Raw genomic sequence first — 6,121 nt, forward strand, 5'->3', positions numbered from 1 at the left:
TATAGCAACGGTTGTAGCAACTGTCGTAGCAACCGTAGATAAAAGTCTGAAAATACATCTCATAAAAAAACTCCGCATAACACCGATTTTTGATTATGGCCCCGTCTCTATTGCCGTGCGCTGACGCCTGGCGGGTGACCAGGCACAGTCGGAACTGGTTTAATCTCGCCCAACCTCTTGCTGCGATCTGGCGTTAAAGGTTCGCTTGTTACCTTTATACAAAGGCCATTCACTACTCGACAACGATATCTCGCGGCGGCGATGTATCGAGTAGATGTTCGACAAAATAGTCCATAAAGCGCTGAAAGACATAAGGTTTACCGGTATCTGCGTGGGTGCTGTTAGGCAGGTACAACAAGTCATAAGGCTTATTGGCATTGATCAGCGCATTGGCAAGCAGGAAAGCCTGTGTGGGTGGCACATTCTCATCCATCTCGCCGTAGACAATTAACAGGTTCCCCTGCAGATTGGCTGCCATCTGCGTGACATCGAGTGCATGCCAGTTGGCGGGCTTCTCCTGGGGGTTGGATCGATAGATAGAGCCGTCCGAGAATTTCGGCAGATCGACATAAGCTTCAAACGCGGAATACATTGTGGAATAGTCGTACAATCCGGCGCTGGATACGGCGACGTGATAAAAATCCGGCCAGCTGAGAATAGCCTGAGCCGCAAAGGTCCCGCCCCAGGACCAACCGTAGACACCGACCCGGTTGAGGTCCATTTCAGGATGGTCTTCTGCAAGCTGTTTAATCGCAGCGACATGGTCGTCGATACCCACCTGTGTCGCTTCGGGATACCCGGCGCGCCAAAACGCTTTGGAACGCGACGGCGTGCCACGCCCGTCGATGGTGACAACCGCAAAACCCAACTGTGTCATGCTGCTGGGATGGCCGGTGGCGCGGTTCAGGTAAGCTTCGATAAAGTTACGCGGGGCGACCGCCATTTGCGGGCCACCGTAAACGGCGTCAATAACAGGATGGCGGGCACCGGCAAGCGCTTTTTTCGGCGCGTAGTAAACGGCGTATATATCGGTGACGCCATCAGCTGCCTTCACTGCCTTGCGTACCGGTGCCTTCCAGCCCGCCGCAAACAACGCGCTGGCATCGGCGACTTCCAGGGTGGTGATTATGCGGCCGTCTTTTGTCGACCGCAGCACGGTTACCGGCGGTTGACTAACGGTTGAATAAGTGTCTATGAAAATACCCAGGTCCGGGCGAATCAGTTGCGCAACCGCAGCCGCCGCGCCCGCTTCCATAGAGGGCTCGGGGGTAAAGTGATGGTCGGCATCTTTATCGGTCAACAGCGTTACCGGGCCACCGTCGAGGGAGGCTTTGTAGAGATGACGAAAATAGGGATCACGTCCCCGCTCGCGACCACCACCGGTAAAATAGACTTCCCGTTTGCCGACATCCAGTTGATGGATATCCTGAACCAGCCAGTTGCCGCGGGTAATGCTGTTTTTCAGCGCGCCGGTCTGGGCGTCGTAAAGGTATAAATGCCCCCAGCCCGTACGCTCGGAAAACCAGACGATTTCGTCGCCGTCGCCCAAAACACGCACATTGGGCCTGTGGTACAACGCCGTATTCAACTGAACTCTGGTATCGGAGACTTCCTTTATAACAATTTTCGACTTGCCGGTTTTAAGATCCACACGAAAGATGCCGGCTTTTTTACTGCCAATACTGTAGTACAACATGAAAACCTGGTTGTGCTTCGCGCTCCAGCCGATTATTTTTCCGGTGCTGAGGCTGTAGTTGATACCTGCGGGCTTTTGAATAGGTATCGCTGTCCCGGTCTTAATATCGAATATAAAGCCGTCTATCTTCATTACATTGCGGTCACCCACAAAGCCCGAGCGCACCTTGTGGACTATGGGTTTTAACGAGCCGTCGGTCGGCACTGATTCCAAAAATGAATGCGTTGAAACATGTCGTTCATCCATTCGAGCCGCGATCAGGTAGCGTTCATCGGGTGAAAACTCAGCGCCAAACGGAGGCAGTTTGAGACCGGCCTTTTTTATCGGGATAGCCTGCAGTGCTGCATCCGGCAATTTACCATAGGAATAGTAAGGCTTGCCGTCGGTCGTAAGCTGGCGCTCCTTGCCGGTCTTGATGGTAGTGAGAACCAAGTTGTGGTCACGGGCTGTGAGGGCAAATGTCTTTGCGGGTGACAACAATTGATCGGTTCTCTGCGCCGGGATATCAAAAGCCTGGCAGCCGATAGCCGCCAGATTACAGCTAACGTATTTTGAGTCCTTAACGGCGGTCAGGGTCTTGAGGTCGTCACCGATAGTGACATAGGATAATCCCATATCGCCGGCTGTGACTTTCATACCCAGCGCGTTACTCAAGGCGGATGCCAGAGCAAGGTGGTCAAACGCGGGGATTTTGGTGCCGTCGCGACCTTCCACTACGACATACTCCTGGCCCTGGTCGCCGTCGCGACGGTACCAGAAGCGTCCGCTGTTGCCTAACCAATGCGGCTCCACGGTCGCGTTCTTTACCAGATTTTTGGTCTTGTTGTTAAACAGGGCTGCGGCTGCTTTGTAATCTGCAGCGGTTATTTTTGACGTGTTTGCAGTGTGAGTCACGCAGGCCGTCAACCCGGTGGCGAGTGCCAGCGTCATACTTGATCTGACCAGTGTGCCAACGACATTTACTTTCATGGTGTTCTTCTCGGTTTTTTGACGATATGTTTGCAACTAAGTGCCGGTGGCGAAAGGGTTGCGATTTCATTGAATAGCCTGCCGCTGCGAGGCTAATATGCTTGACATCTCTTGCGGCTCGGGTTGATGTTTGGCTTGCGGTGGCGGAGATCGTCCGGTTTGTCGGTCTTATGACCGTCCACTAGCCAGCCGATTGAGGCACCTGTTTTTCCTCAAGCATGAGAGATTGCCTGCGGGCTTTCTGGTGGTATCGTTCCTAATTTTGGTGTTTTCGTTACAAACCCTTCCAGGTTTTTTTCGAAGCGTAAAAATAAGAAGCAGCCTAACAATTCTTTTCACTTTTTACCAATTATTGGCTTGAGCTGGAAGTGCTTCTCTCTTTGGGCCATGGCGGTGGTGCCATGAAGGTCGAGGGGTCAAATCTTGACTAATAGTATTTAGCTCTACAATGATACTTTTGTCTACTTAGAAAAGGGGGTAACGTGGCTCGTGTTTAAGTATCAACTATTAGTCAAGATTTGACCCCCTCTCTATAGAAAAGGGGGTAACGTGGCTCGCGTTTAAGTATCAACTATTAGTCAAGACTTGACCCCCTCTCTTCCTCTCTTCAAGTTTTTTAGATTTCTCTCGTTGCTATTTTCATCTATCCACTCTGCAGGAAAGCGAAGATGGCTTCAGTTTTTGGTCTATAAAAAGTTGTTTTTATTGTCTTACCTGGACATGGGTATAGGTCCTGCTAGTCGTTGAGTCGGGATAACTGTTATCTCCGATCCACGCAAATCCGGATTGTCTGTTGTCCAGTATCTGCTCTTTGGAAATGACTATTATATCTGGGTTTCAACTGTTGCAGGAGAATTGGTGCTTGCGCCCTGACCCCAGTCTCGACCGGGATGGGCCATCCCTGTATGATCGGCCTCAAAAGAACCCATAGTATTTGACAATGTCCCTGAATCAGCTCCCAGACGCTTTTGTACACCGCCTAGAGCGTATAATTCCGCCCGCTCACTGGGAAACCACAGTCGCCGGCTTGCAACGGCAGTTACCCCCTTGCTTTCGGGTGAACACTCTGCGGGCCGCGGTTGACCAAGTGCTGGGGGAACTACAACAACAGGGTATCGACCTTGCATCCGTAAACTGGCGTGCCGACAGTTTTGTAGTGGCCGACACCCAGCGTCAGGCGCTGACCCACAGCCGGGCTTTTGCCGAGGGCAGGATTTATATCCAGAACCTCTCCAGCATTTTTACGGCCCAGGCGCTGGCGGCCCTCCCCGGCGAGGAAGTACTCGACCTGGCGGCGGCGCCGGGCGGCAAAACCCTGGTGCTGGCTTGCGCCATGGAAAATCGTGGCCGCATCGCTGCGGTGGAATCGGTCAAGTCCCGCTTCTTTCGCCTCAAACACAATATCGACCTGCACGGCGCTACCCTGGTCGAATGCTATCTCAAAGACGGTCGGCAGGTCGGACGTCAGGTTCCCGGTCGTTTTGACCGGGTGCTGCTGGATGCGCCCTGTTCCTCTGAAGCGCGGTTTTATACCGCGGACCCGGACAGCTACAAGTACTGGAGCGAAAAGAAAGTCAAGGAGATGCAGCGTAAACAAAAGCAACTGTTGCACTCTGCACTGCTGGCGCTGAAACCGGGCGGCACCCTGGTCTATAGTACCTGCTCCTTTGCCCCGGAGGAAAATGAAATGGTGCTGGATCGCCAGTTGCGCAAATGGGGCGACGGGTTGACGGTGTGCGATCTGGATACACCGTTTGCAAATTGCCAGCCGGGCCTGACCGAGTGGAACCGCAAGTCGCTGGACCCGCGCCTGTCCCGGGCCGTACGGATTTTACCCTCCGCGACCATGGAGGGGTTTTTTCTCTGCGTCCTGCGAAAAACCGCAGAGTAATTGTGATCCATAAAAGCTGTGAATATTTACAGATTATAGAAATAAATTATATTAATCTTTCTGCAAGGTATATCGTATCTCTATCGATTCAAACGACCAGAGACAACGACTATGGACTTTGCCTATACCCCGCAAATGGAGGAACTGCGCCGGCAGGTGCAGACCTTTATCGACGACCATATTTTGCCTCGCAATCGCCAGTGGCACCGGGAGGTGAAACAAGGCCAGTTTCCGGTATCTTTTATGGAGGATCTGAAGGCGCTGGCAAAATCCCAGGGCTTGTGGAACCTGTTCCTGCCGGGGCTGCGCGACGACGAACCGGGCATCGGCCTGAGTAACCTGGAGTATGCGCCCTTGGCGGAAATTATGGGTCGTATTCCCTGGTCTTCTGAGGTGTTCAACTGCAATGCGCCGGATACCGGCAATATGGAGCTGCTGCACCTTTTCGCCACCCCGGCGCAGCGCCAGCAGTGGCTGGAGCCGCTGTTGAACGGCGAAATCCGCTCTGCCTTTGCCATGACCGAACCCGATGTGGCTTCCTCCGACGCCACCAATATCCAGACGCTGATCCGGCGCGACGGCGACGATTATGTGATCAACGGTCGCAAGTGGTTTATCACCAACGCGGCGCACCCCAATTGCAAAGTGCTGATCGTTATGGGCAAAACCGATCCCGAAGCCAGCACCCATTTGCAACAGAGTATGGTGCTGGTGCCGCTCGATAATCCCGGTGTGGAAGTGGTGCGCAATATCGAGGTGCTGAATCACGTCGCGCCCGAGGGACACTGTGAAATTGTGTTTCGCGATGTGCGGGTACCGGCGGCCAATCTGTTGGGCGAGGAGGGCGGTGGTTTCGCCATGGCCCAGGCGCGCCTCGGGCCGGGCCGGATTCACCACTGTATGCGCTCCATCGGCATGGCGGAGCTGGCGTTGGAGCTGGCCATAGATCGGGCCCAGGAGCGCAAGGCATTCGGCAAATACTTGCAACAGTACAGCACCGTCAGTGAATGGATTGCCCGTTCGCGGCTCGAGATCGACCAGGCCCGGCTATTGGTACTGAAAGCGGCGTGGATGATCGACAAGGTGGGAGCCAAAGCCGCACGCAAGGAGATATCGATGATCAAAGCGGTGATTCCGACTATGCACACCAATGTGGTGGACCGGGCGATTCAAATTTTTGGTGCTATGGGGTTGAGCCCGGACACGCCGCTGGCGGACCTCTATACCGGTGGGCGGGCGTTGCGTTTTGCCGATGGGCCGGATGAGGTGCATTTGCGCAGTATAGCGAAAATGGAGATCAAGGGTCGCCGCGACCGGCTTGGCGAATCGGCTGCTTATTTGACTGCGCCGGAGTATCGTTAGGCGATCGAGATACGATCGTCTGTTTAGGGTGGAACCAAACGGTTTATAAGAACTGCCTTTTCGAGCGGCACCGTACCACCGGGAGAGGTGCCGTTTGAAGCTGGTGTGGTCCCCCTCGAAGGGGTCCTCGAAGGGGTCGGGGGGGGGGGGTTGTTTGTTTTGGTAGGGGGGGGGGGAATAAACAAAAAAACCCACCCCCCCCC

At 54.0% G+C, this 6,121-nt stretch carries 3 protein-coding genes; 2 read left to right on the forward strand and 1 reads right to left on the reverse strand.

What is annotated here, in order from left to right; translation table 11 throughout:
- Positions 1 to 232: 232 nt before the first annotated feature.
- Positions 233 to 2,665, reverse strand: a complete 2,433-nt coding sequence (locus FKG94_RS00280) for a S9 family peptidase (RefSeq protein ID WP_142902183.1) — start codon at positions 2,663 to 2,665, stop codon at positions 233 to 235.
- A 940-nt stretch (positions 2,666 to 3,605) separates the two neighbouring features.
- Between FKG94_RS00280 and FKG94_RS00285 the strand changes: the two genes are divergently transcribed.
- Positions 3,606 to 4,556: an RsmB/NOP family class I SAM-dependent RNA methyltransferase gene (locus FKG94_RS00285; protein WP_142902184.1), complete on the forward strand. Its 951-nt coding sequence runs from the start codon at positions 3,606 to 3,608 to the stop codon at positions 4,554 to 4,556.
- Positions 4,557 to 4,667: 111 nt separating this feature from the next.
- Complete coding sequence (locus FKG94_RS00290) at positions 4,668 to 5,918, forward strand: acyl-CoA dehydrogenase family protein (RefSeq protein ID WP_142902185.1); 1,251 nt, start codon at positions 4,668 to 4,670, stop codon at positions 5,916 to 5,918.
- Positions 5,919 to 6,121: the final 203 nt, after the last annotated feature.

It is taken from the genome of Exilibacterium tricleocarpae, from assembly GCF_007004655.1.
GTDB lineage: Bacteria > Pseudomonadota > Gammaproteobacteria > Pseudomonadales > Cellvibrionaceae > Exilibacterium > Exilibacterium tricleocarpae.